Origin of the sequence: Lysobacter sp. CA199, assembly GCF_052078715.1 — a bacterium.
GTDB lineage: Bacteria > Pseudomonadota > Gammaproteobacteria > Xanthomonadales > Xanthomonadaceae > Lysobacter.
The window spans coordinates 142,412-167,172 of sequence record NZ_JBQJIL010000015.1 but is presented as its reverse complement, the minus strand read 5'-3'; the positions used below and the strand labels follow the sequence as shown (position 1 = coordinate 167,172).

General features: G+C 65.4%; 18 protein-coding genes. 6 read left to right on the top strand and 12 right to left on the bottom strand.

What is annotated here, in order from left to right:
* Positions 1 to 290: 290 nt before the first annotated feature.
* Both ACTOWJ_RS25515 and ACTOWJ_RS25510 read right to left on the bottom strand, forming a co-directional pair.
* Positions 291 to 2,381, bottom strand: a complete 2,091-nt coding sequence (locus ACTOWJ_RS25515; protein WP_441337482.1) for a S46 family peptidase — start codon at positions 2,379 to 2,381, stop codon at positions 291 to 293.
* 289 nt (positions 2,382 to 2,670) lie between these two features.
* Positions 2,671 to 4,839, bottom strand: coding sequence for a S46 family peptidase (locus tag ACTOWJ_RS25510; RefSeq protein WP_441337430.1), 2,169 nt, complete (start codon positions 4,837 to 4,839; stop codon positions 2,671 to 2,673).
* A gap of 148 nt (positions 4,840 to 4,987) precedes the next feature.
* On the opposite strand from ACTOWJ_RS25510, the gene tdh reads away from it, so the two are divergent.
* Positions 4,988 to 6,022, top strand: coding sequence for an L-threonine 3-dehydrogenase (gene tdh / locus ACTOWJ_RS25505; protein WP_441337429.1), 1,035 nt, complete (start codon positions 4,988 to 4,990; stop codon positions 6,020 to 6,022).
* Positions 6,023 to 6,128: 106 nt separating this feature from the next.
* On the top strand, positions 6,129 to 7,322 hold the full coding sequence (gene kbl, locus ACTOWJ_RS25500) for a glycine C-acetyltransferase (protein WP_441337428.1): 1,194 nt from the start codon (positions 6,129 to 6,131) through the stop codon (positions 7,320 to 7,322).
* A gap of 92 nt (positions 7,323 to 7,414) precedes the next feature.
* Here the strand turns inward: kbl and ACTOWJ_RS25495 are convergent, their stop codons facing one another.
* The 7 genes from ACTOWJ_RS25495 to ACTOWJ_RS25465 all read right to left on the bottom strand — a co-directional run bounded on the left by ACTOWJ_RS25495 (position 7,415) and on the right by ACTOWJ_RS25465 (position 14,988).
* Positions 7,415 to 7,966, bottom strand: coding sequence for a hypothetical protein (locus ACTOWJ_RS25495; protein WP_441337427.1), 552 nt, complete (start codon positions 7,964 to 7,966; stop codon positions 7,415 to 7,417).
* A gap of 55 nt (positions 7,967 to 8,021) precedes the next feature.
* Positions 8,022 to 8,552, bottom strand: coding sequence for a hypothetical protein (locus tag ACTOWJ_RS25490; RefSeq protein WP_441337426.1), 531 nt, complete (start codon positions 8,550 to 8,552; stop codon positions 8,022 to 8,024).
* A 286-nt stretch (positions 8,553 to 8,838) separates the two neighbouring features.
* On the bottom strand, positions 8,839 to 9,576 hold the full coding sequence (locus tag ACTOWJ_RS25485) for a pseudouridine synthase (protein ID WP_441337425.1): 738 nt from the start codon (positions 9,574 to 9,576) through the stop codon (positions 8,839 to 8,841).
* 319 nt (positions 9,577 to 9,895) lie between these two features.
* Positions 9,896 to 10,420: a hypothetical protein gene (locus ACTOWJ_RS25480; RefSeq protein WP_441337424.1), complete on the bottom strand. Its 525-nt coding sequence runs from the start codon at positions 10,418 to 10,420 to the stop codon at positions 9,896 to 9,898.
* 286 nt (positions 10,421 to 10,706) lie between these two features.
* On the bottom strand, positions 10,707 to 11,786 hold the full coding sequence (locus ACTOWJ_RS25475) for an OmpA family protein (protein ID WP_441337423.1): 1,080 nt from the start codon (positions 11,784 to 11,786) through the stop codon (positions 10,707 to 10,709).
* A gap of 412 nt (positions 11,787 to 12,198) precedes the next feature.
* On the bottom strand, positions 12,199 to 13,278 hold the full coding sequence (locus ACTOWJ_RS25470; protein WP_441337422.1) for an OmpA family protein: 1,080 nt from the start codon (positions 13,276 to 13,278) through the stop codon (positions 12,199 to 12,201).
* A gap of 252 nt (positions 13,279 to 13,530) precedes the next feature.
* A complete protein-coding gene (locus ACTOWJ_RS25465) occupies positions 13,531 to 14,988 on the bottom strand; it encodes a bifunctional 2-methylcitrate dehydratase/aconitate hydratase (RefSeq protein ID WP_441337421.1) in 1,458 nt (485 codons plus the stop codon).
* Between the two features lie 230 nt (positions 14,989 to 15,218).
* Here ACTOWJ_RS25465 and ACTOWJ_RS25460 point away from each other — a divergent pair, with 230 nt between their 5' ends.
* Positions 15,219 to 16,010, top strand: a complete 792-nt coding sequence (locus ACTOWJ_RS25460; protein WP_441337420.1) for a DODA-type extradiol aromatic ring-opening family dioxygenase — start codon at positions 15,219 to 15,221, stop codon at positions 16,008 to 16,010.
* Between the two features lie 171 nt (positions 16,011 to 16,181).
* Here the strand turns inward: ACTOWJ_RS25460 and ACTOWJ_RS25455 are convergent, their stop codons facing one another.
* Positions 16,182 to 17,096: a LysR family transcriptional regulator gene (locus ACTOWJ_RS25455; RefSeq protein WP_441337419.1), complete on the bottom strand. Its 915-nt coding sequence runs from the start codon at positions 17,094 to 17,096 to the stop codon at positions 16,182 to 16,184.
* Between the two features lie 100 nt (positions 17,097 to 17,196).
* Between ACTOWJ_RS25455 and ACTOWJ_RS25450 the strand changes: the two genes are divergently transcribed.
* The gene (locus ACTOWJ_RS25450) at positions 17,197 to 18,483 is read left to right on the top strand and encodes an MFS transporter (protein ID WP_441337418.1); all 1,287 of its coding nucleotides are present in this window, start codon (positions 17,197 to 17,199) and stop codon (positions 18,481 to 18,483) included.
* Positions 18,484 to 18,650: 167 nt separating this feature from the next.
* On the opposite strand, the gene ACTOWJ_RS25445 is transcribed toward ACTOWJ_RS25450, so the two are convergent.
* On the bottom strand, positions 18,651 to 19,565 hold the full coding sequence (locus tag ACTOWJ_RS25445; RefSeq protein ID WP_441337417.1) for a LysR substrate-binding domain-containing protein: 915 nt from the start codon (positions 19,563 to 19,565) through the stop codon (positions 18,651 to 18,653).
* 127 nt (positions 19,566 to 19,692) lie between these two features.
* On the opposite strand from ACTOWJ_RS25445, the gene ACTOWJ_RS25440 reads away from it, so the two are divergent.
* Both ACTOWJ_RS25440 and ACTOWJ_RS25435 read left to right on the top strand, forming a co-directional pair.
* A complete protein-coding gene (locus ACTOWJ_RS25440; RefSeq protein ID WP_441337416.1) occupies positions 19,693 to 20,943 on the top strand; it encodes an SGNH/GDSL hydrolase family protein in 1,251 nt (416 codons plus the stop codon).
* Positions 20,944 to 21,058: 115 nt separating this feature from the next.
* Positions 21,059 to 22,075, top strand: a complete 1,017-nt coding sequence (locus ACTOWJ_RS25435; protein WP_441337415.1) for a zinc-binding alcohol dehydrogenase family protein — start codon at positions 21,059 to 21,061, stop codon at positions 22,073 to 22,075.
* Between the two features lie 160 nt (positions 22,076 to 22,235).
* Here the strand turns inward: ACTOWJ_RS25435 and fusA are convergent, their stop codons facing one another.
* A complete protein-coding gene (gene fusA, locus ACTOWJ_RS25430) occupies positions 22,236 to 24,296 on the bottom strand; it encodes an elongation factor G (RefSeq protein ID WP_441337414.1) in 2,061 nt (686 codons plus the stop codon).
* Positions 24,297 to 24,761 lie beyond the last annotated feature (465 nt).

Genomic DNA, 24,761 nt, shown 5'->3' with positions numbered 1-24,761 from the left:
GACCGCAGACCAACGTCCCTGTCATGGCCATGGTTCTGGCCAGCAGCGTGTATCGCATCAAAACGTCCTGGATCGGCGAAAGGCCGAGTCTAGCCTGGGTAAATCTGTGAACGCCATGGCGAAAACGGCATGTGGGTGTTCGCAGTAGCTCGGCGCTCAGTTTTTGCTTCCGACTCGTTCGATAACGCTAAAAATTCGTTAGTGCTTGCGGCGAATCGAAGGCGCTCGAAAAAAAACGCCAGCCGCGCGAGCGGCTGGCGTCTGCGAACCTCGATGGACCGCGCGTGGGCTTACTTCTTCGCCGGCACGCCCAGTTCGATCAGCAACTGCGGCGCCGGATACACCTCTTGCATGATCCAACGCATGTAGCGCTGATCGACCGCGATCATGCGGGTCATGGTCGAGTCGAACAGCCAGTTCGAACTCACCGACTCCCAGTTGCCGTCGAACGCCAGCCCGACCAGCTTGCCCTGCGCGTCGAGCACGGGCGAACCCGAGTTGCCGCCGGTGATGTCCAGATCGGAGAGGAAATTCACCGGCACCGTCTTCAGCCGCTTGTCGGCCAGACCGCCGTAACGCTTGTCGGCGATGGCTTCCAGCAAGCCAGCGGGCGCGTCGAATGGCTCCTGACCGGTGGCCTTGGCCGCGACTTCTTCCAGCTTGGTGAACGAGGCCTGCTTGCTGCCGTCGAGCTTGGTGTAGGCCTTGACGTTGCCGAAGGTGATGCGCAAGGTCGAGTTGGCGTCGGGATACACCGCCTGCTTCTGGCTCTTGCGGTAATCGATCACGCCCTGCAGATACACCGGGCGCGCGACCAGGGTTTCGCCTTCGATGGTCTTGGCTTCCTGCTCCAGGCGCAGCACCGCCGGCAACAGCGCCTTGCCCAGTTGGATCGCCGGATCCTTGCTCTTGTCGAGCGCGGCGCGGTCGGCGTCGAACAGCGCCAGCCGCTCCTTGGTGCCGCCGAGCTTGGTCTTGGCCAGCTTGTCCAGCCCGCGCTTGATCGCCTTCTCGTCGGAACCGCCGAGCCAGCGGTCGAGTTCGGCGATGCGCTCGCCGGCCGGCAGCTTGACGTATTCGCGCAACCAGTACGCCTGCAGCTCGCGATCCATGCGCGGATCGTAACGGCGCTCCATCTGCTCCAGGGCGGCCTTGATCGCCGGCAGGTCGCGCTGCTGATAGCCTTCCTCGCGCTCGGCATCGGGCTTGGCGCGCTCGACCGCCAGACGGTACAAGGTGCCCGCCGCCGAAATCACGCCGACCCTGCGCAGTTGCGAGAACGCCATATCTCGCTCACGGTGAGCGATCGCGGCCTCGCCGACCGCCTCCAGCTTCTCGTGCGCGGCCAACGCCGGCGCGCCCTGCTCGCCGCGCTTGCCCAACCATTGCAGCACGGCTTGTTCGTCGGCGCGCTTCTTCTGCGCCGCGCCGATGCGCTTGAAGCCTTCCAACTGGCCGTCGTAGTTCTTCGAGCGGTTCTGCATGCCGCGCACGGTGCTGGCGTATTTGACGCCGATCTCCGGATCCTTCTTGGACACCTCCTCGATCAGCGCGATCAGCTTCTTGTCGTGGGCCGAGGTGACCGGGTAGGTCCAGTTCTCGGTCGCGTCGAAATCGCTGGCCAGCGCGTAACGGCTGGTGCGGCCCGGGTAACCGGCGACCATGACGAAATCGCCGTCGCCCAGCGGCTTGTCGGCGATCTTCAGAAAACGCTTGGGCTGATACGGCACGTTGTCCTTCGAATACGCCGCCGGCTTGCCGTCCTTGCCGACGTAGGCGCGGTAGAAGGAGAAATCGCCGGTGTGGCGCGGCCACATCCAGTTGTCGACTTCGCCGCCGTAGTTGCCGACGCTGCCCGGAGGCGCGTAGACCAGGCGCACGTCCTTGATCTCGAGCCTGCGGAACAAGCGATAGGTGCCGCCGCCGAAGAAGCTGTAGAGATCGCAGCTGTAACCGGCTTGCGCCTCGCATTGTGCGACCAGACGCTTGTCGATCGCTTCCAAGGCATGAGTGCGGTCGATCGGTTCGACCGCATCGTCGATCGCGGCCTTGACCTGCTCGGTCACGTCCTGGATCGAATCGAGCACGTAGATGCGCGAACTCGGACCGGCCGAGACTTCCTCCTCCACGGTCGCGGCGCTGAAGCCGTCGCGCATCAGATTCTTCTGCGCGGTGGAGTTGAGCTGGATCGCGCCATAGGCGCAGTGGTGGTTGGTCACCACCAGGCCGCGCGGCGACACGAAGCTGGCGGTGCAGCCGCCGAGCGATACCACCGCGCCCATCGGGTCGCCGGTGAGATCGGCCAACTGCTTGGCGTTGAGCTTGAGTCCGGCCTTCTTCAGCGGCGCGGAGATCTCCGGCAACTGCTGCGGCACCCACATGCCCTCGACGGCGACGGCCGTGGACGCAACGCCCAGTCCCAGCGTCCCTGCCGCGAGCGCGGCGGCCAATACGGTGTAGCGCATCGTGTTCCCCTTACGAGATGGATGACGGTAAATAACGGTAAATCGGCCGGAAAGTTTTGCCGATCCGGCTCCGGGCGCGCCCGTGGCCGCCGTCGCGCAACGCAGCGGACGGCCGGTTTTCGGGCCATTCGCCCCACATCGGCACGGCTGTGGGGCTACATGAACAGTGGGGCGCCGTTGGTCGGACCGCCTCGCCGCGGCTGGATCATTCCGCCGGCAACTTCATTTCCTTGAGCAGATGCGGCGCCGGATACACTTTGGCCAGCAGCCAGCGCAGGTAACGCATGTCCACGTGGATCGCGCGCTTGTAGCGCGGATCGAACATCCAGCTGGCGCTCACCGCCTCCCAGTTGCTGTCGAAGTTGAGCCCGATCAGCCTGCCGTTGGCATCGAGCACCGGCGAGCCCGAATTGCCGCCGGTGGTATCGAGGTTGGTCAGGAAATCCACGGTCTGGGTCTTGAGCTCCGGATCGACGGTGCTGCCGAAATCGCCCTTGGCGATCGCCTCGCGCAGCGCCTGCGGCGCGTCGAAGGGTTTGGCCCCGGTGTGCTTTTCCACGATGCCCTGCACCGTGGTCAGCGGTCGATAATGTACGCCGTCGCGCGGATCCATCGCGCTGACCGCGCCGAAACTCACGCGCAAGGTCGAGTTCGCATCCGGATACACCGCGCGGCCCTGCGATTGGCGATACGCGATCAGCGCGCGCATGTAGGCCGGACGCAGACGCAGCAATTCGCCTTCGCGGCTCTTGGTTTCATCTTCGGCGCGCAGCACCGCCGGCAACAGCGCGGCCGCGGCCTTGAGCAGGCTGTCGTCGGACGCCGCCAGCGCGGCCGCGTCGGACGTCATCGCCTGCGCACGCACCTGCTCGTCGCCGAATCGGGTGCCGGAGTACAAGGCATCGAGGGTGCGCTGCAATGCGGCGCGGTCTTCGCCGGCGAACACGCGATCGAACTCGGCCACGCGCGCGGTCTTCGGCAAGGCCTTGTACTGGCTCAGCAGTTCCAGCAACAGGGCTTTCTCCACCGATGGCGCGTACCGGCGCTGGACCTGCTTGAGCTTGCCGGCGATCAGGCCCTCGTCGCGCTGCTGATAACCCGATTCGCGCTCGGCATCGGGCTTGGCGCGTTCCTGGGCGAGCCGCTGCACGGTCAGCGCGGCGTTGAGCAACTGCGCCTGGGTGCGGATCGCGGTCAGCAGTTGATCGCGATCGCGCATCACAGCGCCGTGTTCGAGCACCTTCTGCGCCGCGTCGATGTCGGCGCGGATCGCCTTGGCCTCGGATTGCTTGTTCAACCAGGCCAACATCGCCGTCTCGTCGGCTCGGCGCACATCGACCGCGTCGCTGCGGCGCAAGCCGTCCAGTTCGCCCTGGGCGCGCTTGAGCGTGTTCTTGAACCCGGCGATCTGCGCGGCGTAACGCACCTTCGCATCGGCATCGCCGGCGCTGGCCGCTTCGATGGTCTTGATCATGTCGGCGTACAAAGCCACCCGCGACGGCAGCTGCCATTGGATCTGCTGGGCGAACTCGGAAGCCATGCGATGACGGAAGGTCACCCCCGGATAACCGGCGAGCATGGCGTAATCGCCTTCGCGCACCGGATCGGTGGAGATCTGCAGATGCCCCGGCGGCGTGTAGGGCACGTTGTCGGGCGAGTAATCGGCCGGCTTGCCGTCGCGACCGACGTAGGCGCGCAGCAAGGTGAAGTCGCCGCTGTGGCGCGGCCAGACGAAGTTGTCGATCTCATCGCCGTAGTTGCCGATGCTGTTGGGCGGCGCGTACACCAGACGGATGTCGCGCAGCTCCAACTGCCGGATCAGATAAAAGTCGGTGCCGTAGTACATGTTGGCGACGCTGCAGCGATACCCCTCCTCGCGCTCGCACTGCGCCACCAATACCTTGCTCGCCGCTTCGACCGCATCGAAATACGCGCGCCCGTTCTTGCCGCGCGCATCCTTGAGAATGCGATCGGTCACCTTGTCGAAACCGGTGGTCACCAGCACGCGGAAATCCGGGTTGGCCGGCAGTTCGGCGGCGCGATCGGCGGCGACGAAGCCGTTGCCGATCAAGTCGCGATCGCGGCCGTCCGCGGACTTGCCGGAGTTGTACTGGATCACGCCGAAGGCGACATGGTGATTGGTCAGCACCAGGCCATCGCCGGACACGAACGAACCGGTGGCGCCGCCGACCTTGACCACCGCGTTCATCGGCGCGCGGGTCAGTTCGGCCAGATCGCCTGGATCGCCCTTGAACCCGGCTGCGCGCAGTTGTCGCGCGATGTCGGGCAATTGCGAGGGCATCCACATGCCTTCATCGGCCTGGGCGGCGGTGGCGCACAGCGCCAGGGACAGGGCTAACACACGGGGGCGCATGGTCGTACCAGACGGCGAAGAAGCCGCGACGATAGGCCAAGCCGCCCGGCCCGGGCAAACCCCGGCGGCGGTCCGGTCGAAGGCGAGTGCGTATAATTCGGCCTTCATTCCCGCCCGGCCCGGCCGCGGCCCACAGGTATCGAGTCCCATGACGCAAACGATGAAAGCCCTGGTCAAGCGCGAAGCCGGCAAGGGCATCTGGATGGAAGAAGTTCCGGTGCCTGTGCCCGGCCCGAACGAGGTGCTGATCAAGCTGGAAAAGACCGCGATCTGCGGTACCGACCTGCACATCTACCTGTGGGACGAGTGGAGCCAGCGCACGATCAAGCCAGGCTTGGTGATCGGCCATGAATTCGTCGGTCGCGTGGTCGATCTCGGCCCCGGCGTGGTCGGTTATCGCCCCGGCCAGCGCGTGTCGGCCGAAGGCCATATCGTCTGCGGCCACTGCCGCAATTGCCGCGGCGGCCGCCAGCACCTGTGCCCCAACACCACCGGCATCGGCGTCAACCGCAATGGCGCGTTCGCCGAGTACATCGTCATGCCGGCCAGCAATCTGTGGCCGATTCCCGACCAGATCCCCAGCGAACTGGCCGCGTTCTTCGACCCTTACGGCAACGCCGCGCATTGCGCGCTGGAATTCGACGTGGTCGGCGAGGACGTGCTGATCACCGGCGCCGGCCCGATCGGCATCATCGCCGCGGGCATCTGCAAGCACATCGGCGCGCGCAACGTGGTGGTCACCGACGTCAACGATTTCCGCTTGAAGCTCGCCGCCGACATGGGCGCCACCCGCGTGGTCAACGTCGCCAACCAGTCGCTCAAGGACGTGATGGCCGACCTGCACATGGAAGGCTTCGACGTCGGCCTTGAAATGAGCGGCAACCCGCGCGCGTTCAACGACATGCTCGACTGCATGTACCACGGCGGCAAGATCGCCATGCTCGGCATCATGCCCAAGGGCGCCGGCGCGGACTGGGACAAGATCATCTTCAAGGGCCTGACCCTGCACGGCATCTACGGCCGCAAGATGTACGAGACCTGGTACAAGATGACGCAGCTCGTGCTCGGCGGTTTCCCGCTCGGCAAGGTGCTCACCCATCAGCTGCCGATCGACGATTTCCAGAAGGGTTTCGATCTGATGGAAGCGGGCAAGGCGGGCAAGGTCGTGCTTAGTTGGAACTGAGCGGGATTCGGGATTGGGTTTACGGGATTCGTAAAGCGATCCCGCCCGATCTCAGCCATCCCGCTTTTGCCAATCCCAAATCCCTAATCTCGAATCCCGGCCCCTCATGTCCCTGACCCAACACTACGCCGACACCCTCGACGAAATCCGCGCCCAGGGCCTGTTCAAGTCCGAGCGCATCATCACCAGCCCGCAGTCGGCGCAGATCGTGCTCGAAGACGGCCGTACGGTGCTGAACTTCTGCGCCAACAACTACCTGGGCCTGGCCGATCATCCCGACATCATCCAGTCGGCCAAGGACGCGCTCGACACGCACGGCTTCGGCATGGCTTCGGTGCGCTTCATCTGCGGCACCCAGGACCTGCACAAGCAGTTGGAAAAAACCATCGCGGATTTCTTCGGCACCGAAGATACGATCCTGTACGCCGCGTGCTTCGACGCCAACGGCGGCTTGTTCGAGCCGCTGCTCGGCGAAAACGACGCGATCATCTCCGACGCGCTCAACCACGCCTCGATCATCGACGGCGTGCGCCTGTGCAAAGCCAAGCGCTTCCGCTACGCCAATTGCGACATGGCCGATCTGGAGAAGCAGCTGCAGGCCGCCGACGCGGCCGGTTGCAAAACCAAGCTGATCACCAGCGACGGCGTGTTCTCGATGGACGGCTTCATCGCCCCGCTCGACGAGATCACCGCACTGGCGAAAAAGTACGGCGCGCTGGTGCATATCGACGAATGCCACGCCACCGGCTTCCTCGGCCAGACCGGCCGCGGCTCGGCCGAGGTCAAGGGCGTGATGGACAGGATCGACATCTTCACCGGCACCCTGGGCAAGGCCATGGGCGGCGCGCTCGGCGGCTTCACCACCGCCAAAAAGGAAGTGATCGAACTGCTGCGTCAGCGTTCGCGCCCGTACCTGTTCTCCAATTCGCTGCCGCCGCACGTGGTGGCCGCGGGGATCAAGGCGTTCGAGATGCTGTCGGCGGCCGGCGACCTGCGCGACCGGTTGGCGCAGAACACCGCGTACTTCCGCGAGCGGATGACCCAGGCCGGCTTCGACGTGAAGCCCGGCGTGCATCCGATCAGCCCGGTGATGCTGTACGACGCCCCGCTCGCGCAGAAGTTCGCCTCGCGTCTGCTCGAAGAAGGCATCTACGCGATCGGCTTCTTCTTCCCGGTGGTTCCGCAGGGCCAGGCGCGCATCCGCACGCAGATGTCGGCCGCGCATACCCGCGAACATCTGGATCGCGCGATCGACGCGTTCGTCAAGATCGGCCGCGAATTGGGCGTCATCAAGGCCTGACGGCTTGCCGCGGGCCCAGGCCACTTCTTCGACAAGGCAACGTAACGGCTAAGGCGCGGTCCGCGCCTTAGCCGCGATGCGATGCGATGCGATCAAGCGTCGCGCATCGCCTGCTCCAGCCGATCCATGTTCATATTGAACTTGATCGTGTCGATCTGCAGCTGCGTCTGAAACTGCAGGGAAGTCGGCGTTTGCGTAAGCATCTGCAGGTCCAGCGCCAGCACCTTGATGTCCACATTGGCCGACTGCCCGAACTGGATGGCTCGCTCCAGCGCGGCGCGATCGCGATACAGGCCGCGATTCAACGAATCCAGATTCTGCTGCTGCAGATTCCGCAAACGAGCGCTCAGCTTGAGCGCCTCCATGTTCGCCGACAGATAGGTCGAACGCGCTGCGGCGATGTTGCCGCTCGATGCGTGCTGCTTGGCCAGCTGAATATACAAGTCGAGCACCTGCCGATCCTGACGAATCGCCTGCAGGATCTGGTTGGCGACGACCGGATCGGCGGAGGCGCGGCCGCTGAACAACAGCGTGCTTGCGAGCAGCAGCGCGACGAGTCCGGCCAGCAGGGCCTTGGCCGATCGGCCCGGCATGAACGCAGGCGATTGGATGCCAGGATCGGAAACAGTGATTGCGTACGACATCGTTTTCTCCTTGAAGTGGGGGCGATGCGGCGATCCGCGCCGCAGCCGTAATGGCTTACTGTTGCGCGGCGATCATCGCCTGCTCGACCCGATTCATATCAAACGTCAACCGGGTCAGCGCCTGATCGGCGATGACCAGATCGATCTGCGAGGTCGGCTGCATCGTCAGGATCGTCAACTTGACTTGGAGCGTCTGCGCGGTGCTCTTGGCGATGGTGTTGAAGTTCACCGTCCGCTGTTGCTCGTCACCGTTCTGGTAGAGGCCGTTGTCCAGCGTATGCCGGTTCTCATTCAACAGGCGGATCAGATCCGAGGTCATTTTCGTAGCCTGCACCTTGGCCAGGGTGAACGACATCACCGCGGCGTTGGTTTGCCCGGCCTGCAACTGGATCTTGGCGATCTGGTAGTTTTGCTTGAGCACGGTGAAGTTCTGCTTGGTCACCGACAGCACCTGATCGGCCACGACCGGATCGGCCCAGACGCCTTGGCTGACCAGCATCAGCAGCGACAGCATCAGCACGCGCAAGGCGGCGAACCGGGCGGCGACGGGCCGGGCGATGGCGGAACGTGCGATTTCGTAAGTCATCGTGTTTCTCCTTGAATGGTCGATTTATTGGCGCGACGTCGACGTCGCCAATAGGCGTCACGCGCGCCGACGCCGCGCGGTTCGCGACGCTGCATACGATTTCCAATGGAATGGCCCTGTCCTGCGGGCGGTGCACCTCCTTGTGATTGCGTGGGCGCTCGAACCCTGTTTGGGCGGCGCCGACGCTTAGGGCTTGATCCGACAATCCTTACCTCGGCAATGTATCGCGCCGCTGTCGGCGACGACTGTTATCCCGGTCGGAGTTCGGGTCCACTCTGTGTTCGCCTCATCGCAAATCGTCCAGATCGTCCTGGCTCAGCTGACGCCACTGGCCCTTGCCCAGATCGCCCAAAGCCAGCGAACCGATCGCCACCCGGATCAGCCGCAACACGTTGAGGTCGAACGTCGCCAGCAAACGCCGGATTTGTCGGTTGCGGCCTTCGTCGAGCACGATCTCCAGCCACGCGTTCTTTTCGCCGCTGCGCAGCAAGACCGCGGATTTGGCTCGCAGCAGTTCGCCGTCTTCGCTCACGCCGACCTGCAGCGCGGCCAGCTGCGCTGCGTCGGGAATCGCGTCGATCTGCACGTGATAGGTCTTGTCCGGCCCGAGCTCCGGATCGGTGATGTTCGCGGCCCATTGCGGGTCGTTGCAGAACAGCAGCAGGCCTTCGCTGGCCTTGTCGAGCCGGCCGACCGGAGCCAGCCATGGCAGCGGCGCGCCATCGACCGTGGCGCCGTCGAAGCAGCGGTACACGGTGTCCCGGCCGCGTTCGTCGCTGACCGTGGTCACCAGACCGCGCGGCTTGTTCAGCATCAGGTACATTCGCGGCGCGGCATCGGGCGCTTTGCCATCGACGACGATGTGGTGGCGGCCCTGCACGATCGGAAACTCCGCATCGCGCACGATGCAGCCGTCGACCGACACGCGTCCGGCCGCGATCCATTTCGCCGCCTCGCTGCGCGAACACAGCCCCTGCTTGGACAGCACGCGGGCCAGGCCGTGTCGGGGCAATGGTTTGTTCAACGCAGCTATCCTGGAAGCAGTGATGCTCAGACGGTATCGCCACGGCGGCGAACGCGACCGATGATTGAGATTATCGGCGCACCTTCCGATATTCAGCGCGTTAACGCATTATTCGGCGATTCGCGCCGGGCCGACGAAGCCATAGCGCCGCCGCCGATATCCCGAATGCGGATGCGCGCGATGCGCCGCGCATTATCGCAACGGATCGAAACCCGATCGCATGGCGTGCCACGCCGATACTCCGCGGCGCGCCATACTCAAAGTAAAACGGCCGCGGGCGTCGCCCACGGCCATCGGAATTAAACCTCGTGTGCGAGGCTTACTTCTTTTTCTTCTGCTCGGCCGCAGCGGGCGCCGGAGCCGGAGCGGCCGGCGCGGGTTCAGCGGCCGGAGCGGCGGCGGCGCCCTTGGCCACGCGCACGCCCTTGGCCTTCATCCAGGCGCTGAATTCGTCGGCGGTCATGCGCTTGCCGCCCTGGCTCATGTCGAAGCGCCAGGGCGTGTTGTCGAACTCGGTCTTGGGCTTGTAGGCCGCCGGATCGTTGGCCGAGGGCATACCGGTCGAGGCCGGCGTGGCCTTGGCCACATTGCAGCCGTCCAGACGGATACGCAGCAGCACCTGGTCGACCGACAACGCTTCGTCCAAGGCCTGCGACAGCACGCCGGTCGGCGCGCCGAGTTGATGCGAGGGCGCGACCAGTTCCGGCGAGACCGGCGCGATCAGGGTCGGTTGCACCGGCTGTGCGCGCGCCGCGGTCAAGGCCGCGCAGTTGGCGGTGCTGCTCTGCGCCTGCGCCGCTCCGGCGATCAGGATCAACGACGTGGCGGCAAGCAATCGGCGCATGGCTCTCTCTCCAGTGATCGGCGCGAAAGGCGAAGCCGGCGCGCGTGTTTTCAACGATGCGCGCCAGTGTAGGCGCGGCGAACAGATCGGACAACCCGCGAAATCAGTCGCTTATCGGCATTTCTTATGAACGGGCTGCATTAGCGGCCGCAAGCGCGCGCCGGCGTTCGCGCGACCGTCCGTCAGCGACCCGCTACGCACGCAAAAAAGAAGCCCGGCACGAGGCCGGGCTTCTTGGTTTGTTGCACTGCGGACCGCGAACGGCCCGCAGTTGCCGATCGTCCAATCAGTTCTGGACGCCGAGCTCGGTGCGGCGGTTCTTCTCGCTCTTGCAGGCCGGGAAGGTCTGCGGGGTCGGCTCGAGCGGACGGCTCTCGCCGTAGCCCACCGGGCCCGCCAGACGGGTGGCTTCGACGCCATTGCTGGTCAGGTAGTCGTACACGGCCTTGGCGCGACGCTCCGACAGCTTCTGGTTGTACTCGTCCTTACCGCACAGGTCGGTGTGACCGGCGACTTCGGCGCGCAGGGTCGGGTTGCGCTTCAGGATCTCGGCGGCCTCATTGAGGATGGCCACGGCGTCCGGACGCAGGGTCGCCTTGTCGAAATCGAAGTTCACGCCCTTCAGGTCGATGGTGACCGGGACCGGGCAGCCGTCCGGACCGATGGTCTGGCCAGCCTGCGAACCGGGGCACTTGTCGTCGCAGTTGTTCACGCCGTCGCCGTCGTCGTCCTTATCGGCGCAACCGGCTTCCACGATCGGGGCCGGAGCCACGGCAGCAACGGGTTCCGGACCCAGCGGGATCACGATGCCGACCGAAGCCAGCACGTCGCCGAACCAATCTTCCTGCGGCGCGTTCACGCTGGTGTCGTCGAAGTCGGCGCGGTACGCCAGCTCGGTGCGGATACCGACGCGGCCCAGGTCGCCCTGGATACCCACGCCGACCTTGGCGGCGAAGTTGCCGTCCTTACGGTTGCCCGGCGAGAGCACCGACGGCAACAGGTACTCTTCTTCCGAACGCTGGTAGCCCAGGCCCATCAGGACGTACGGGTTCCAGTTACGGCCGTCGGTCACGAAGTGGCGACGCAGGTCCAGCGAGATGCCGTACTGGCTCCAGTTGGCGTCCTGGTTGTCGTCGAACTTCGGGTTCTGATAGTTCAGTTCACCGTCCAACGACCAGTTCTTGTTAAGGAACTTGCCCAGGCCGATCGCACCGAACGGAGCGTTGCGGGTGCCGCGGTCGTTGTCCTGGATGTTCATGCCGGCAGCACCGGTCAGGTACCAGCGGTCATCGAAATCCTGCGCGCTGGCAGCCTGCGAAAAAGCCAAGCCCGCGAGCAATGCGGTGCTCAACATACGAATCTTCATTTGTAACTCCTTCAGATCGATCGGAACGGGGGGTGATCGGGACTGTGTGATCGGGACAGTCTTATGCGGCGCTGACTCCTGTGACAGAGACACTTTCAGCACTGGCATGGCCGGGCGCCGCAGTCACTGGCGGGGGGATCATACACGGTCAAGAAGTTTGTTAATACCACTTAACGTAGTTCAGTCGGGTATGAGCAGATTTGTATGTAACGTTTACATACTCGCTACGCCCACTTCGTCTCGATTCGGCCGACGAACGGTCGGAATTCGGAAACAAAATGCGGCGGATGTCTTAGTTTTGATAATGCTTACGCGTGCGGTTGCGATACAAAAATGAAGCCCGGCGCTAGGCCGGGCTTCAGCTTTGTTGCACTGCGGGCCGCGAACGGCCCGTAGCTGCCGCCTCGTCCGATCAGTTCTGGACGTTGAGCTCGGTGCGGCGGTTCTTTTCGCTCTTGCAGGCCGGGAAGGTCTGCGGGGTCGGCTCGAGCGGACGGCTCTCGCCGTAGCCGATCGGACCGGCCAGACGGCCACCGTCGACGCCATTGCTGGTCAGGTAGTCGTACGCAGCCTTGGCGCGACGCTCCGACAGCTTCTGGTTGTACTCGTCCTTACCGCACAGGTCGGTGTGACCGGCGACTTCGACCTTCAGCTCGGGGTAGCGCTTCAGGATTTCGGCGGCCTCGTTGAGGATGGTGACCGCGTCCGGACGCAGGGTCGCCTTGTCGAAATCGAAGTTCACGCCCTTCAGGTCGATCGAGACCGGGACCGGGCAGCCGTCCGGACCGATGGTCTGGCCAGCTTGCGAACCGGGGCACTTGTCGTCGCAGTTGTTCACGCCGTCGCCGTCGTCGTCCTTATCGGCGCAACCGGCTTCCACGATCGGGGCCGGAGCCACGGCAGCAACGGGCTCCGGACCCAGCGGGATCACGATGCCGACCGAAGCCAGCACGTCGCCGAACCAATCTTCCTGCGGCGCGTTCACGCTGGTGTCGTCGAAGTCGGCGCGGTACGCCAGCTCGGTACGGATACCGACGCGGCCCAGGTCGCCCTGGATACCCACGCCGACCTTGGCGGCGAAGTTGCCGTCCTTACGGTTGCCCGGCGAGAGCACCGACGGCAACAGGTACTCTTCTTCCGAACGCTGGTAGCCCAGGCCCATCAGGACGTACGGGTTCCAGTTACGGCCGTCGGTCACGAAGTGGCGACGCAGGTCCAGCGAGATGCCGTACTGGCTCCAGTTGGCGTCCTGGTTGTCGTCGAACTTCGGGTTCTGATAGTTCAGTTCACCGTCCAACGACCAGTTCTTGTTAAGGAACTTGCCCAGGCCGATCGCACCGAACGGAGCGTTGCGGGTGCCGCGGTCGTTGTCCTGGATGTTCATGCCGGCAGCGCCGGTCAGGTACCAACGGTCGTCGAAGTCCTGAGCGCTGGCGACCTGCGCGAGGCTCAAACCACCCAGCAGGGCGGCACAGAGGAGTTTCTTATTCATCTTGTAGCTCCTGGTTCTAAAAATTTTTGGAAACCGCGTCTGCGAGGTTTCTACCGTTCAGGACGGCCGCCTGGATGACGCCATCGCTGCGCAGAGTAGGTTTGCCAACGTGAAAGCGGTGTTAACAACCGTCTAACATTCGACTCGGTTCCATGAATACTGGGACCGAGTAGCGATCCATTCAGGTTCGAGAAGGCAGTCCGTTCAGCAACGAACTGCACTTCTCGGGTGTGGATTGCCGAAGCGGGCGGCTTACTTGGCCGACTGGGCGAACAGGGCCATGAATTCGGTCACCGGCAGGGCTTCGAGTTCGGCCGGGTTGTTGGCCAAGGCCAGCAGGCGGTCGGCCTGGGCGGCCGGCAACTTGGCGCGGACGGCGGCCTCGAACTTGGCCATCAGCACCGGGATGCCCTCGGCGCGGCGCTTGCGGTGGCCGATCGGAAAGTCGATGGACACCTTTTCGGTGGACGTACCGTCCTTGAAGAACACCTGCACCGAGTTGCCGATGTAGCGCTTGTCGGGATCGAAGTAGTCCTTGGTGAACTGCTCGTTCTCCTTCACCGTCATCTTGTCGCGCAGGGCGTCGATGCGCGGATCGGCGGCGATGGCGTCGACATAGTCGTCGGCGGTCAGGCGGCCGAAGATCAGCGGCACGGCGACCATGTACTGCAGGCAGTGGTCGCGGTCGGCGTAATTGGCCAGCGGGCCGGCCTTGTCGATGATGCGCACGCCGGCTTCCTGGGTCTCCAGCTCGATGCGCTCGATCTGGTCCAGCTTGTCCTTGACCTGATCGTGCAGCTTCATCGCGCACTCGACCGCGGTCTGGGCGTGGAACTCGGCCGGGAAGCTGATCTTGAAGAGAACGTTCTCCATGACGTAGCTGCCGAACGGGCGCTCGAACTCGAACTGCTTGCCCTTGAAGGCGATGTCGTAGAAGCCCCAGGTCTTGACCGACAGCGCGCTCGGATAACCGACCACGCCCTTCACGGCATTCAAGGCATGAGTGACGGCGCGGCGGCAGGCGTCGCCGGCGGCCCAGCTCTTGCGCGGGCCGGTGTTCGGCGCGTGGCGGTAGGTGCGCAGCACGCCGTTGTCGATCCACGAGTGCGACACGGCGGTCACGATCGCTTCCTTGTTGCCGCCCAGCATCTGGGTGGTGACAGCGGTCGAAGCCAGGCGCACCAGGATCACGTGATCCAGGCCGACCCGGTTGAACGAATTCTTGAGCGCGTAGCCACCCTGGATTTCGTGGGCCTTGATCGCGTGGCCGAGCACGTCGCGCACGGTCATGGCCTTGCCGCCTTCAGCCTCGGCCTTGCGGCCCAGGTAGTCGGCCACGCCGAGGATGGCGCCGAGGTTGTCGGACGGATGGCCCCATTCGGCCGCGAGCCAGGTGTCGTTGAAGTCGAGCCAGCGGATCTGCACGCCGATGTTGTAGGCGGCCTGGACCGGGTCGAGCTCATAGGAGGTGTACGGCACGCGCGCGCCGCCGCTCATCTGCGCGCCCGGCACCAGCGGGCCGAGGTGCTTGAGGCACTCCTTGTGGTCCATAGCCAGCGCGGCGCAGGCCAAAGAGTCGAGCAGCATGTAGCGGGCGGTGTCGTAAGCCTCTTTCGAATCGATCTTGTAGTCGGCGACGTAGTCGGCGATGTCGACCATCGGCTTGTCGGGATCGGGGCGGACGGTCGAGCGGATGTCGAAGTGGCTCATGTGCACGGGGCCTGCGAACGGGTGAGTGAGCCCGCTATTTTGCCAGACGCGAAGGGTCCGGCGCGGCGACCGGTTGCGCCGTGTCGGCTCGCAGGCCGATTGCGCGGCGACGATACGGAAGCGTCGGAGCGGACAATCCGACAGGTTGTTGCGAATTGCTCGCAATTACAGAACGATGTTGCGCGCCGGCCGAACTTGGAAATCGCCCGGCCGAGGATCACCCTTCGGGCATGGACATCCCGACTCGCTTGCCCACCTTGTTCCTTTCCCACGGCTCGCCGATGCTCGCGCTGGAAGATTCGCCCGCCGGGCGTTTTCTCGATGCGCTGGGTCAGCAACTGCCGTGGCCGCGCGCGATCGTGATCGCTTCGGCCCACTTCATGACCGACCGGCCGATGGTCGGCGGCCACGACAAACCGCACACCGTGCACGACTTCGGCGGCTTTCCGCAGCCGCTGTACCAGATCCAGTACCCGGCGCCGGGCCTGCCGCGCCTGGCCGAACAGATCGCCGCGCGGCTCAGCGACGCCGGTCTCAACGCCAAGCTGCGCGACAACCACGGCCTGGACCATGGGGTGTGGGTGCCGCTGCGGCGGATGTATCCGCAGGCGGATATTCCGGTGGTGCCGTTATCGGTCATGCCGCATGGCACGGCCGCGCAGCACTATGCCGTGGGCCAGGCACTGGCTGCATTGAGAGACGAAGGGGTGTTGGTGATCGGTTCGGGCGGTTTCGTGCACAACCTGGGCGACCTGGACTGGACGCAACGCGACGCGCCGATGCCGTCGTGGGCGGCGGAGTTCAGTGCGTGGATGCACGAGAAACTCGATGCCGGCGATCATGCCGCCCTGCTCGACTGGCAAGCGCAGGCGCCGAACGCGCGGCATGCGCATCCCACGGTCGAGCATCTGATGCCGCTGTTCGTCGCGCTGGGCGCGGCGGGCGAAGCGCCGAACGTACGGACGATCCATCGCTCGCACGAGATGGGATCGCTGGCCTTGGATGCGTTCGGATTCGATTGAAGCGTGATTTAAAAGCCTTGCCCGATCGCCGCGACAGTCGCGCCTGCTCTTGTAGGAGCTGCGCAAGCTGCGACTGCGACAACTCAACTGCGACGGAACTTTCAGCGTTGCCGTTATGACACGGTCGCAGCTTGCGCAGCTCCTACAGCGGCGCTCGGCGACGCGGAGTGGTCATGCGGTTCGCTCCCACGGCGGCACCTGTCCGAACGACTCGGCCACGAAATCCACGAACGCCCTCACCCGTAACGGCACGAACCGGCGCTGCGGCATCACCGCGTTGATCGCGGTGTCGGGCAATCGGTAACCCGGCAGTACTTCGACCAAGCGCCCCGCGCGCAGGTCCTCGTGTACGTGCCAGGCCGAAAAATGGGCGATGCCCAAGCCTGCGATCGCCGCGTCGCGCAGCACTTCGCCGAAGTTGCTCTCGAGCCGCCCGTTGACCCGCACCGTGGTCTCGTGGCCCGCGCCATCGAGCATGCGCCAATAGTCCATGCGCCCCTGCGCTCCGACCAGCAGCAGGCATTCGTGATCGGCCAGATCCCCGGGCACGCGCGGCGCGACGTGGCGGCGCAGGTAGTCGGGCGAACACGCCAGCAGCCGGCGGTTGTCGGCGAGTTTGCGCGCGACCAGGCTGGAATCGTCGAGCGGGCCGATGCGGATCGCCAGGTCCATGCCCGAGGCGATCAGGTCCAGCCGCTCGTCGTTGAGGTTCACGCTCAAACGCACCGCCGGGTAGCGGCGCTGGAACTCGGGCAGCAACGGCGAGATGTACATGCGCCCAAACGAAGCCGACGTGGTAACGCGCAACACGCCCGAAGGCTCGCTGCCGGATTGGCGCAGGTCGCTGGTCAGGCCTTCGAGCTCCTCGATCAGGGCCCGGCCGCGTTCGGCCAGGGCCACGCCCTCGGCGGTGGCGTGCAGTTGGCGCGTGGTCCGGTGCAGCAGGCGCACGCCCAGGTCGCGTTCCAGCCGCTTCAGGCGCTGGCTGGCGACGGCCACCGATACGTCCAGGCTGCGCGCGGCGGCGCTGATCGAGCCCAGGTCGAGCACCCGCAGGAACAGGGTCAGGTCGGCGATGCGGTCCATGGCATTTTCAACGAACCGTTGATAGTGATTCGTCATCCTGCGGGTTTTTCCACAAGATGCAACGGCCCAGACTGCCGCATCTTTCCCCGGATGCGCCCCCATGCATGCCCCGTCCTCCTCCCCCGCCGCCACGCCAGCCGCCACCGAGACAGTACCCAGTGCCAAGGGTCTGCCGATCGCGCTGTACGCGCTGACCGTCGGCGCCTTCGGCATCGGCACCACCGAGTTCGTGATCATGGGCCTGCTGCTGCAGGTCGCCGCCGATCTGCAGGTCGGCCTGGCCGCGGCCGGGCTGCTGATCTCCGGCTATGCGCTGGGCGTGTTCGTCGGTGCGCCGGTGCTGACCATCGCCACCGGGCGCATGCCGCGCAAGGCGGTGCTGGTGGCGCTGATGGTGATCTTCACCCTCGGCAACATCGTCTGCGCGATCGCGCCGAACTACACCGTGCTGATGATCGCGCGGGTGATCACCTCGCTGGCGCACGGTACGTTCTTCGGCGTCGGCGCCGTCGTCGCCACCGGCCTGGTGCCGGCCGACAAGAAAGCCTCGGCGATCTCGATCATGTTCACCGGCCTGACCGTGGCCACCTTGCTCGGCGTGCCCGCCGGCGCGTGGCTGGGCCTGCAGTACGGTTGGCGTTCCACGTTCTGGGCGGTGTCGATCATCGGCCTGATCGCGACTGTGGTGATCGCCACGCTGGTGCCGAAGGACAAGAGCAAGCCCGAGCCGGTGGCGCTGCGCCGCGAAATCAAGGCGGTGGTGCACCCGCAGGTGTTGCTTGGCTTGTTGATGACGGTGTTGGGCTTTGCCGGTGTGTTTACGGTTTATACCTTTATCCAGCCGATTCTTACCTCCATCAGCGGATTCAGCGCTGCCGCGGTTTCACCGATTCTTTTGGTGTTCGGCGGCGGCATGATCCTGGGCAATCTGATCGGCGGACGACTGGCCGACAAACGTCTGGCGCCGGCGTTGATCGGCACCTTGATCGCCTTGGCGATCGTGTTGGGCGTGATGACTTTCGCCTTGCACCATCAGCTCGCCGCGATCGCCTTCGTCGGCCTGCTCGGCGTAGCCGCGTTCGCAACCGTGCCGCCGCTGCAACTGTGGGTGTTGCAGAAGACCGATCCGGCCGGGCAGAACCTCGCTTCGAGTCTCAACATCGGCGCGTTCAATCTCGGCAATGCGCTCGGCGCGTGGCTCGGCGGCGCGGTGATCGAACATGGCCCGGGATTGGGCGCGGTGACTTGGGTTGCGGCGTTGGTGACGCTGTCGGGATTGGTGTTGGCGGTGTTGGCGGCCAAGTTGGATGCGCCTAAACGCGCGGCTGCGATTGCCGCGGATGCGCGGGTGGAAGGCGAAGCGGCTGCGGTTTGCGCCGCGGGTTGAGTTCGAGCTTCGACTACTCGATGCGTATGCCGATCTCGATACGAATGGTCGCCTTCGCCCTTGCTCGGCATTCCCGCGAAGGCGGGAATCCAGGGATTCACCGAGGAGTGACTCTGCAGTCTCTGGATTCCCGCCTTCGCGGGAATGACGGCAAAAGCTTTGGAGCATCAGGCCTGATCGGCCACTGCAAAGAACCCCGGCAACCGCACCAACCGCTCACTCAAGAACTCCACGAACACCCGCGTGCGCAACGGCAGATACCGCCGCGCCGGATACAGCAGATACGCTTCATGCGCCGAGGCCTTCCATTGCGGCAACACCCAGGCCAATTCGCCGCTGTCGATCAGGTCCTGGACCAACCAGGCCGGCGCCAGGCCGACGCCTGCGCCGATCAGAAAACTCTCGCGTATCCCCAGCGAATTGTTGATCCGGTACCGCCCGTTCGCGCTCAGGCGCTGCACCTCGCCGCCGGGCCCGTGCAGTTCGATGCTGTCGCCGGCCCAGGCGAAACGCAGGTAGTTGTGCGCGGCCACGTCGGCCGGCGTTTCGATGCGAGGATGCCGCGCCAGATACTCGACCGACGCGACCAATCCGCGCGGCGACAGCGCGACGCGGCGCGCGACCACGTTCGGCGGCAGGTTCGCGCCGAGCCGCAGCGCCGCATCCATGCCCTCCTCGACCAGATCGACGAAACGGTCGTTGAGGATCAGCTCGATCTCGATCTGCGGATACAACGCCAGAAACTCCTGCGCCAATCGATTCAAACGCAGCACGCCGATGCTGACCGGCGCGCTCACCCGCAGCAGCCCGGCCGGTGTTTCGGTGAGGCCGCGCGCGTCGGCCACCGCTTCGCCGTACTCCTCGATCACCCGCCGCGCGCGTTCGTAGAAACGCCGGCCTTGTTCGGTCGGCGCCAGGTGGGTGGTGCTGCGCTGGAGCAGGCGCACGCCGAGGTCTTGTTCCAACGCCGCGACGGTCTTGCTGATCGTCGGCTGGGTGGTGCCCTGCTCGCGCGCGACGGCCGACAAGCTGCCCAATTCGACCGCGCGCACGAAGGTCTGGAGGCTGCGAAGCGTGTCCATGCCACTCCCGGGACGCTGTTCATTCCGATATGGAATGAACCATATGCGATCTTGCCTGCTACTGGCGCGAATCGGAAGAACCTAACGTGAGCCCGTCGAATCCCCGACGTTATTGCGGACTCTCCTCATGAACGCTTCGTCCCTGCTCAAGCCGCTCGCCGCCGCCGCGGTCGCGCTGGCGCTGACCGTCCCGGCCCAGGCCGCCGACGGCACGCGCTGGGTCGGCACCTGGATCGCCAGCCCTCAGGCGACCTGGGAAGCCGGCTTCGTCCTGCCCAATGGCGCGCCGCAGCGGCTGCACGATCAGACCGTGCGCCAGGTCGCGCGCGTCAGCGTCGGCGGCCAGCGCGTGCGCATCACGGTGTCCAACGCCTACGGCGACCGGCCGCTGGTCATCGGCGCGGCGCGCATCGCCCGCAGCGCCGGCGGCTCGCGCATCGACACCGACAGCGACCGCGCGCTGACCTTCGGCGGCCGTTCCAGCGTGACCGTGCCGGCGGGCGCGCCAGTGCTCAGCGATCCGGTCGAACTCGATGTCGCCGCGCTCGGCGAAGTCGCGGTCAGCCTGTATCTGCCGCAAGACACGCCACTGAAAACTTTCCACTGGGAAGGACGCCAGGACGCCTATCTGGCCGCCGGCGACCGCACCGCCGACGCGCGCATCGACGGCGGCGAAGTCCTGCAGACCCGGCCTTTCCTCAGCGGCGTCTATGTCGAACCGGCGCGGCCGACCCGCACCGTGGTGACCCTGGGCGATTCGATCACCGACGGCGCCGCCTCCACGCCGAACCGTTACCAACGCTGGCCGGACGTCCTCGCCCAGCGGCTGGCCGCGCGCGACGTGGCCGTGCTCAACGCCGGCATCTCCGGTGGACAAGTGTTGAACGACGGCATGGGCGTAAGCGCCTTGGCGCGATTCGAACGCGACGTGCTCAGCCTCAAACCCGACACCGTGTTCGTGCTGATCGGCATCAACGACATCGGCTGGCCCGGCAGCAGCTTCGAGCCCCAACGCGAAGCGATGAGCGCCGAACGCCTGATCGAGGGCTACCGCCAGTTGATCGCGCGCGCGCGGCTCGACTCGGTGCGCATCGTCGGCGCTACCCTGACCCCGTTCGAAGGCGCGCTGCCGGATGCGCCGATCCGCGATTACTACAGCGCCGACAAGGAAAAGGTGCGCCAGGCGGTCAACGCCTGGATCCGCGACAGCGGCGAGTTCGACGCGGTGGTCGACTTCGATGCGATCACCCGCGATCCCAAGCATCCGCGGCGTTTCCTGCCGGCCTACGATTCGGGCGATCGCCTGCATCCGGGCGACGCCGGTTACCGCGCCATGGCGCAAGCCGTAGACGAGGCGGCGTTGTTCGGCACGCGCTGAATCCAGATATCTCGCGGCCGGCGCGCTTTCGCAGAACGGGCCGGCCGCTTGGCCCACAATCCGCCATCGATCCATCGATGCCGGCCTCACCCTCCCACGCAATCCGGAGTCCGCAATGAAAGCCGTAGCACTCACCCGTTACCTCCCGATCGACGATCCGCAGTCGCTGGTCGACGTCGACCTGCCCGCGCCGACCGCCAGCGGCCACGATCTGCTGGTGCGGGTCGAGGCGATTTCGGTCAATCCGGTCGATACCAAGTTGCGCTCGCCCAAGCCGCAGGTCGAGGCGCAGCCGCGCGTGCTCGGTTACGACGCCGCCGGCGTCGTCGAAGCGGTCGGCGAAAGCGTCACCCGCTTCAAGGTCGGCGACCGCGTCTACTACGCTGGCGACATCACCCGTCCGGGCACCAACAGCGAACTACATCTGGTCGACGAACGCATCGTCGGCGCGGCGCCCAAGTCGCTCAGCGCGGCGCAGGCGGCGGCCTTGCCGCTGACCACGATCACCGCCTGGGAACTGCTGTTCCAGCGCATGCCGTTCGATCCGGACAGCGGCGGGCGGGGCAAGTCGTTGTTGATCGTCGCCGGTGCCGGCGGCGTGGGCTCGATCGCGATCCAGATCGCCAAACGCGCCGGCTTCACCGTGATCGCGACCGCCTCGCGCGACGAAAGCGTCCAATGGTGCAAGCAGATGGGGGCCGACCATGTGATCGACCATCGCCAACCGCTGGCGCCGCAGCTGCAGGCTTTGGGTTTCGAGCAGATCGACGCCGCGGTCAATCTGGTCGACACCGCCCACTATTGGGAAACGCTCGGCGAACTGCTGGCGCCGCAGGGCCATGTGGGCCTGATCGTCGAGCCGCCCGGCGCGCTCAAGATCGGCGACCCGTACAAGGCCAAGTGCATCGGCATCCACTGGGAAATGATGTTCACCCGTCCGCGCTTCAAGACGCCGGACATGATCGAACAAGGCAAGATCCTCGACCGCGTGGCGCAGTTGATCGATGCGGGCGAGCTCAAGGGCACGCACACCGAAACGCTGGGCAAGATCGACGCGGCGAATCTGCGCGAGACGCATCGGCGGTTGGAGTCGGGCAAGACGATCGGGAAGTTGGTGTTGGCGGGATGGTGACGGCGCGCAGGAGCGGCTCCTGTTCCATCCAGATCGCCCTATAGCTTGAAGCCGTCATCCCCGCGAAGGCGGGGATGACGAGCAAAAGAAAACCCACGAATCCGAGTTAAAAACAGGGCCGGCATGCCGGCCCTGTCTCGTGTTGCCTACCACACAGCGCTTACGCCGCCTTCGGCGCAGAACGCGCTTCCTCATAGCCGTTGAACACCATCGACGCCGAAGCGCGGCCCTGGGTCAACGACCGCAACGCGGTCGTGTAACCCGACAACTGGGCCAGCGGGGCGCGCGCGGTCACATCGGTGCGCGTGCCCTTGTCCTCGAGCGACACCACCCGGCCCGAGCGCCGTTGCAGATCGCCGACCACGTCGCCGACGTTGCCGCCGGGCGTGTCGATGACCAGCGACATCACCGGTTCGAGCAAGGTCGTGCCGCTTTGCGCCAACGCCGCTTTGAGCGCATCGCCGGCCGCGCGCTGGAACGCCAGTTCGGACGAATCCACCGCGTGGGTCTGGCCGTCGGTCAAGGTCACGGTCAGACCGACTACGGGGTAACCGCGCGGGCCTTCCGCGAGCGCGAGGCGCAAGCCCTTCTCCGTCGCATTGACGAAGTTGCGCGGCACCACACCGCCGGTCGTGCGATCGACGAACTCGAACTGCCCGTCCTGGCGCGGCTCGACATCGATCACCACACGGGCGAACTGCCCGGTGCCGCCGTTCTGCTTGGACAACTTGCCTTCGATCGCGCGCACCGCGGCGCTCGGCGTTTCCTGGTAGGCCACGCGCGGCGATCCGGTGCGCACTTCCACGCCCCAATCGTCGCGCAGCTTCTGCACCATCACGTCCAGATGCAGTTCGCCCATGCCCCATACCAAGGTCTCGCCGGTTTCCGAATCGGTGCCCACACGGAACGACGGATCTTCCTGTGCCAGGCTAGCCAACCCTTGGCCCAGGCGGATCAAGTCGCCCGCCTTGCCCGCGGTCAGACGCCACGACAGCACCGCCGGTTGCGCCTGGATCGCGTCCAGTACCAACCGGTTGCCGACCGCACTCAACGTTTCGCCGCTGACCGCATCCTTCCAACCCTGGACCGCGACGATCTCGCCCGCATAGGCGACATCGACGTCGTGCCCGCGATTGGCCTGGACCACGACCAAGCGGCCGACCCGCACCGACTTATCGCGACGCGAAGCCCACAGCGTATCGCCGACCCGCAGCGTGCCCGAGTACAAGCGCACGAACGAGAGCGCACCGTGTTCCTGATGCACGATCTTGAACAGCAATCCCGCGAGCGGGCCGGACGCATCCGGCGCGAGCGCGACTTCGCCGCGTTCGCGTGCGCTTTCACTTTCTGCGCGCACGCTCGGCCGATCCAACGGCGACGGCAGATAGTCGACGATCGCGTCCAACAACGTTTCCACGCCCTTGTTCTTGAACGCCGAACCGCCGAGCACCGGCGTGCCCGCGCCCTTGAGCGTGGCGCGGCGCAGCGCCGCCTTGAGCGCGTCCGCATCGATCGCGCGCGCCTCCAGAAACGCCTCGGCCAGCGCATCGTCGTGATCGGCGACCGCCTCGATCAGGCGCGCACGCAACGGCTCGAATTCGCGCGCCTCGTCCTCGCTCCAGGGGCGGCGGGACAATTGGTTGTCCGCATCCCACAGCACGATGTCGCGGGCGACGTAGTCGACCCAGCCTCGCAGATCGTTTTCTACGCCGATCGACTGACCCAGCGGCCACGGCACCGCGTCGAGCTTCTCGCGCATCTGCGCCAGGGTGCGCTCGAACGAAGCGCCGATCCGGTCCATCTTGTTGACGAACGCGATCAGCGGCACGCCGTGCCGGCGCGCCTGGCGCCACACGGTTTCCGATTGCGGCTGCACGCCGTCGACCGCGCTGAACACGGCGACCGCGCCGTCGAGCACGCGCAGCGAGCGTTCGACTTCGATGGCGAAGTCGATATGGCCTGGCGTGTCGATGATGGTCAGCCGATGTTCGGCCTGGCCTTGCGGCGTCCAGCGCGTCTGCACGGCCGCGGCGCCGATGGTGATGCCGCGATCCTGTTCGATCTTGGTGAAGTCGGTGGTGGCCGCGCCGTCGTGGACTTCGCCCATGCGGTGGATCGCGCCGGTTTTCCACAACAGGCGTTCGGTGAGCGTGGTCTTGCCCGCGTCTACGTGGGCGATGATGCCGAGGCTGCGCCAGCTCGAAGCAATGGTGGTGTTCATAAGATGATTCGCAATGTTGCCAACGAAGGGAGGCCGCGCGTCCCCGGTTGGCGACAGGGCGCGCGGCTAGGTTTGGGTATCGGTCGCGGTATTCACGACACGTTCTCCTTGGGTTGCGAGCGACGGCGGCGAGTGGAATCCGGCCTCGCGGGCCGGCGTCGGGTCAAACAACAGGCAATAAAAAAGCACCCTTGCGGGTGCTCTGATTCGGTGTGGCTGCGGCGGGGCCGATTACATCGACCGCGAACCGTAGATCACAGGAGGCAGGCGCACCCGGCCCGCGCTCTCGCGCAGGGCGTTCAGCGATATCAGTAGCGGGAAGCGCTTCATGACGGGTTGCTGCCTAAAGGATCGGGTGGTTTTTCGTGTGCATAGAGTAAGGGCGGCGCGGCGTGAGTCAAGCCGAAGCGCATCGGTATTAGCGAGACGTATTGTTCCAGCGCTGGCGCGCTGATTGCGACCAGA

What these genes read in the sequence shown, in the direction of transcription:
- tdh (WP_441337429.1), top strand. Translation starts at nt 4,988, where the DNA reads ATGACGCAAACGATGAAAGCCCTGGTCAAGCGCGAAGCCGGCAAGGGC.
- ACTOWJ_RS25450 (WP_441337418.1), top strand. Translation starts at nt 17,197, where the DNA reads ATGCATGCCCCGTCCTCCTCCCCCGCCGCCACGCCAGCCGCCACCGAG.
- ACTOWJ_RS25475 (WP_441337423.1), bottom strand. Translation starts at nt 11,786, where the DNA reads ATGAAGATTCGTATGTTGAGCACCGCATTGCTCGCGGGCTTGGCTTTT.
- fusA (WP_441337414.1), bottom strand. Translation starts at nt 24,296, where the DNA reads ATGAACACCACCATTGCTTCGAGCTGGCGCAGCCTCGGCATCATCGCC.
- ACTOWJ_RS25480 (WP_441337424.1), bottom strand. Translation starts at nt 10,420, where the DNA reads ATGCGCCGATTGCTTGCCGCCACGTCGTTGATCCTGATCGCCGGAGCG.
- ACTOWJ_RS25435 (WP_441337415.1), top strand. Translation starts at nt 21,059, where the DNA reads ATGAAAGCCGTAGCACTCACCCGTTACCTCCCGATCGACGATCCGCAG.
- ACTOWJ_RS25440 (WP_441337416.1), top strand. Translation starts at nt 19,693, where the DNA reads ATGAACGCTTCGTCCCTGCTCAAGCCGCTCGCCGCCGCCGCGGTCGCG.
- ACTOWJ_RS25470 (WP_441337422.1), bottom strand. Translation starts at nt 13,278, where the DNA reads ATGAATAAGAAACTCCTCTGTGCCGCCCTGCTGGGTGGTTTGAGCCTC.
- ACTOWJ_RS25495 (WP_441337427.1), bottom strand. Translation starts at nt 7,966, where the DNA reads ATGTCGTACGCAATCACTGTTTCCGATCCTGGCATCCAATCGCCTGCG.
- ACTOWJ_RS25515 (WP_441337482.1), bottom strand. Translation starts at nt 2,381, where the DNA reads ATGTGGGTGCCGCAGCAGTTGCCGGAGATCTCCGCGCCGCTGAAGAAG.
- ACTOWJ_RS25510 (WP_441337430.1), bottom strand. Translation starts at nt 4,839, where the DNA reads ATGCGCCCCCGTGTGTTAGCCCTGTCCCTGGCGCTGTGCGCCACCGCC.
- ACTOWJ_RS25460 (WP_441337420.1), top strand. Translation starts at nt 15,219, where the DNA reads ATGGACATCCCGACTCGCTTGCCCACCTTGTTCCTTTCCCACGGCTCG.
- ACTOWJ_RS25490 (WP_441337426.1), bottom strand. Translation starts at nt 8,552, where the DNA reads ATGACTTACGAAATCGCACGTTCCGCCATCGCCCGGCCCGTCGCCGCC.
- ACTOWJ_RS25455 (WP_441337419.1), bottom strand. Translation starts at nt 17,096, where the DNA reads ATGGACCGCATCGCCGACCTGACCCTGTTCCTGCGGGTGCTCGACCTG.
- ACTOWJ_RS25465 (WP_441337421.1), bottom strand. Translation starts at nt 14,988, where the DNA reads ATGAGCCACTTCGACATCCGCTCGACCGTCCGCCCCGATCCCGACAAG.
- kbl (WP_441337428.1), top strand. Translation starts at nt 6,129, where the DNA reads ATGTCCCTGACCCAACACTACGCCGACACCCTCGACGAAATCCGCGCC.
- ACTOWJ_RS25445 (WP_441337417.1), bottom strand. Translation starts at nt 19,565, where the DNA reads ATGGACACGCTTCGCAGCCTCCAGACCTTCGTGCGCGCGGTCGAATTG.